The organism is Kitasatospora sp. NPDC057512, assembly GCF_042802135.1.
Classification (GTDB): Bacteria; Actinomycetota; Actinomycetes; order Streptomycetales; family Streptomycetaceae; genus Kitasatospora.
Map to the genome: position 1 here is coordinate 1 of NZ_JBHVET010000868.1, position 3,191 is coordinate 3,191.

The following is a 3,191-nucleotide window of genomic DNA, read 5'->3' on the forward strand; positions in this document are numbered from 1 at the left end:
CCGACGTCCCGCTCCGGGGCGGTGCGTGCCAGGTGGCGGCGGTGCTTAGGCGACCACGCCGGACTTGGCGATGGTGATCTTGGCCGAGGTGCGGCCGCCCTGCGAGCCGAGGCCCTCGATCTTCTTGACCAGGTCCAGGCCCTCGACGACCTCGCCGAAGACGACGTGCTTGCCGTCCAGCCAGTCGGTGACGATGGTGGTGATGAAGAACTGCGAGCCGTTGGTGTTCTTGCCGGCGTTGGCCATCGACAGCAGGCCCGGGCGGTCGTGCTTGATCTGGAAGTTCTCGTCCGCGAACTTCTCGCCGTAGATGCTCTTGCCGCCGGTGCCGTTGTGGTTGGTGAAGTCACCACCCTGGAGCATGAAGGCCGGGATGACGCGGTGGAAGCCGGAGCCCTCGTAGCCGAAGCCGTTCTGGCCGGTGGCCAGCTCGCGGAAGTTCCGGGCGGTCTTGGGGACGACCTCGTCGTACAGCTTGAAGACGATCCGGCCGGCCGCCTCGCCGTTGATCTCGATGTCGAAGAAAACGTTGGAAGACATGCAGGGATCATGGCACGACCGCCTGTTCCTCGCGCGTCACCCCCGGTCGGGCCGGGCCGGACACCGCTGTGTTATCCGGTTCCGCCCTCATGCCGGGACCGGGAAGCTACCATCGATGTCAGGTTTCAGGCTTCAGTGCGGGACGGCGGCACGGGACGGGGTGGACGGCATGCGGATCGGCGAGCTGGCCCGGCGGACGGGTGTGAGCGAGCGCTCGCTGCGCTACTACGAGCAACAGGGCCTGCTGGCCGCCCGCCGCACCGAGGGCGGCCACCGGGAGTACCCGGAGGCCGCCGTCGACCGGGTGGTGCACATCCAGGAGCTGTTCGCGGCCGGACTGCACAGCCGGACCATCTACAAGATCCTCCCCTGCATGCGGGACTCCGACGGCAGCCCGAACGAGATCGCCACCCCGCTCCTGGTCGAGGAGCTCACCGCGGAGCGCCGGCGGATCGACCGGACGATCGACGACCTGCTCCGCTCCCGCGAGGTGCTGGACGAGGTGATCGCGACCGCCTCCGGGCAGCCGCCGGCCCCGGCCGCCTGACGCCCCCTCACGGTTGGCGTCCGGCCCCCGGTCACGTGTGGCCCCCGGCCCCGGCTCAGCCCCCGGCCACCGGCTTGCGGGCCAGCAGGTAGGCCTGCGGGGTCTTCTCGTCGCCCTCCGGCTCCCGGACCGTACGGGAGGTGACCGGCAGGCCCGCCTCCCGGGCCAGCTCCTCGACGTGCTCCGGCCGCAGCCGGCGGAAGTCCAGCGACACCGGCTGCCCGAACGGCCGCTCCAGGCGCAGGGGCCGGTCGCCGACCTGGAAGGCGAGCATCAGGTGGCCGCCGGGGGCGAGCACCCGGGCGAACTCGGCGAACACCTCGGGGAGCCGCTCCGCCGGGGTGTGGATGATCGAGTACCAGGCCACCACACCGGTCAACTCCCCGTCCCGGAAGGGGAGGTCGAGCATCGAGCCGACGCTGAACGGCACCTCCGGGTGGGCCTTCCGGGCCAGCTCGACCATCCGCGGCGAGAGGTCGATCCCGTGCACGTCCACGCCGAGGTCGTGCAGGGGGCCGGTCATCCGGCCCGGGCCGCAGCCGACTTCGGCCGTCCTGCCGTCCGGCCGCTCGGCGCGGACCAGATCGGCGAAGAGCGCCAGCATCGCCCGGTCCATCGGCATGCGGTCCAGCGCGTCCCGGAAGCGGTCGGTGTACTCGGTGGCGACGGCGTCGTAGAACGCCCTGGTCTCGGTGAGGAAGCCCGGCTCGGTCATGGCCCCGGACCCTATCCGGCACGCACCCGCCGGACCGCGGCAGGCCGTGGCGGTCCTACAACTCCCGTTCGGCGACGGCCTGGTCGCCGCTGAGCTCGCCGGTCGGGCGGAAGCCGAGGCGGGCGTAGAACTCCGCCGGGCCGTCCGGGCCCGGGTGGTAGGTGACGGTGGCGCGGGTGCCGCCGCGGCGGCGGATCTCCGCGCAGACCTGCTCGACGGCGAAGCGGCCGTGGCCGCCGCGCTGCTGCCCGGCGTCGACCAGCAGCCGCCACAGGCCGGAGCGGGGGCGGTCGCCGGGGCGGTCGGGATGGAAGACGATGTCGAAGAAGGCCATCACGAAGCCGACCGGCCGCCCGTCCTCCAGGATCAGCCGGGGCCAGGCCGTCTCCCCGTACGCGTACGCCTCGGCCAGCGACTTCACCACCGGCGCCACCAGGTGCTCCTGGTCGGGGCGGACCCGCAGGGCGAGGGCGGCGTCGATGTTCTCGGGGGTGATCGGGGCCAGGCTGAGCATGGCGGACGGCGCGGACGCGGTCGTCGTGGCAGGCGTGGAGGACATGGCGGGCAGCCTACGGAGCGCGACCGCCCGCCGTCGCACGGTTTTCCGGCCCCCGACCGCGGACGGGCGGTCGGGGGCTGTGGCTGCGCGCGTTACGGGAGGTTGCGGGCCATCACGATCCGCTGGACCTGGTTGGTCCCCTCGTAGATCTGCGTGATCTTCGCGTCCCGCATCATCCGCTCCACCGGGTAGTCCCGCGTGTACCCGTAACCACCCAGCAACTGCACCGCGTCCGTGGTCACCTCCATCGCCACGTCCGACGCGAAGCACTTCGCCGCCGCACCGAAGAACGTCAGATCCGCGTCCCCGCGCTGCGACTTCGCCGCCGCCACGTACGTCATCTGCCGCGCGGCCTCCAGCTTCATCGCCATGTCCGCCAGCATGAACTGCACACCCTGGAACTCCGCGATCGCCTTCCCGAACTGCCGACGCTCCCGGACATAGCCCTTCGCGTAGTCCAGCGCGCCCTGCGCGATGCCCACCGCCTGCGCCGCGATCGTCACCCGGGTGTGGTCCAGCGTCCTCATCGCCGTCGCGAAACCCGTGCCCTCCGCACCGATCATCCGGTCCGCCGGGATCCGCACGTTGTCGAAGTACACCTCACGCGTCGGCGACCCCTTGATCCCGAGCTTCTTCTCCGGCGCACCGAACGAGACGCCCTCGTCGCCCTTCTCCACCACGAACGCCGAGATGCCCTTCGACCGCTTCTCCGGGTCCGTCACCGCCATCACCGTATAGAACTCCGAGACACCCGCGTTGGTGATCCAGCGCTTCACCCCGTTCAGCACCCAGAAGTCCCCGTCACGCACCGCCCGGGTCTTCATCCCCGC

5 protein-coding genes are annotated in these 3,191 nt (G+C 71.4%); 1 reads left to right on the top strand and 4 read right to left on the bottom strand.

From position 1 onward, the window contains the following. Positions 1-45 precede the first annotated feature (45 nt). The gene (locus tag ACFU6K_RS34995) at positions 46-540 is read right to left on the bottom strand and encodes a peptidylprolyl isomerase (RefSeq protein WP_380670046.1); all 495 of its coding nucleotides are present in this window, start codon (positions 538-540) and stop codon (positions 46-48) included. Positions 541-709: 169 nt separating this feature from the next. Between ACFU6K_RS34995 and ACFU6K_RS35000 the strand changes: the two genes are divergently transcribed. Further along, complete coding sequence (locus tag ACFU6K_RS35000) at positions 710-1,087, top strand: MerR family transcriptional regulator (protein WP_380670054.1); 378 nt, start codon at positions 710-712, stop codon at positions 1,085-1,087. 55 nt (positions 1,088-1,142) lie between these two features. Here ACFU6K_RS35000 and ACFU6K_RS35005 read toward each other — a convergent pair whose 3' ends face one another. The 3 genes from ACFU6K_RS35005 to ACFU6K_RS35015 all read right to left on the bottom strand — a co-directional run. Next, a complete protein-coding gene (locus tag ACFU6K_RS35005) occupies positions 1,143-1,802 on the bottom strand; it encodes a class I SAM-dependent DNA methyltransferase (protein WP_380670048.1) in 660 nt (219 codons plus the stop codon). A 55-nt stretch (positions 1,803-1,857) separates the two neighbouring features. Then, positions 1,858-2,361: a GNAT family N-acetyltransferase gene (locus ACFU6K_RS35010; protein ID WP_380670050.1), complete on the bottom strand. Its 504-nt coding sequence runs from the start codon at positions 2,359-2,361 to the stop codon at positions 1,858-1,860. Positions 2,362-2,453: 92 nt separating this feature from the next. Continuing rightward, positions 2,454-3,191: acyl-CoA dehydrogenase family protein (locus ACFU6K_RS35015; RefSeq protein WP_380670052.1), on the bottom strand; the 738-nt coding region annotated here is incomplete at its 5' end.

Bases quoted from the DNA above. Each gene is read 5' to 3' on its own strand.
- ACFU6K_RS35005 (WP_380670048.1), bottom strand. From the start codon at position 1,802: ATGACCGAGCCGGGCTTCCTCACCGAGACCAGGGCGTTCTACGACGCC.
- ACFU6K_RS34995 (WP_380670046.1), bottom strand. From the start codon at position 540: ATGTCTTCCAACGTTTTCTTCGACATCGAGATCAACGGCGAGGCGGCC.
- ACFU6K_RS35000 (WP_380670054.1), top strand. From the start codon at position 710: ATGCGGATCGGCGAGCTGGCCCGGCGGACGGGTGTGAGCGAGCGCTCG.
- ACFU6K_RS35010 (WP_380670050.1), bottom strand. From the start codon at position 2,361: ATGTCCTCCACGCCTGCCACGACGACCGCGTCCGCGCCGTCCGCCATG.